The sequence below is a fragment of the Pseudoalteromonas sp. SG43-4 genome (genome assembly GCF_014164325.1).
Taxonomy (GTDB): Bacteria; Pseudomonadota; Gammaproteobacteria; order Enterobacterales; family Alteromonadaceae; genus Pseudoalteromonas; species Pseudoalteromonas distincta.
Genome location: NZ_JACJFB010000071.1, coordinates 1 through 308, shown reverse-complemented (window position 1 = coordinate 308; position 308 = coordinate 1). Strand labels below are relative to the sequence as shown.

General features: G+C 48.1%; 1 rRNA gene. It reads left to right on the top strand.

The annotated features are described in order from the left end of the window. Positions 1–44: 44 nt before the first annotated feature. A 16S ribosomal RNA gene (locus tag H5160_RS20210) occupies positions 45–308 on the top strand; the annotation flags it as partial.

Genomic DNA, 308 nt, shown 5'->3' with positions numbered 1-308 from the left:
AAAAATTCAGAATTCATTGAGCTGTCGAAAGACATAAAACTTTTTAATTGAAGAGTTTGATCATGGCTCAGATTGAACGCTGGCGGCAGGCCTAACACATGCAAGTCGAGCGGTAACAGAAAGTAGCTTGCTACTTTGCTGACGAGCGGCGGACGGGTGAGTAATGCTTGGGAACATGCCTTGAGGTGGGGGACAACAGTTGGAAACGACTGCTAATACCGCATAATGTCTACGGACCAAAGGGGGCTTCGGCTCTCGCCTTTAGATTGGCCCAAGTGGGATTAGCTAGTTGGTGAGGTAATGGCTCA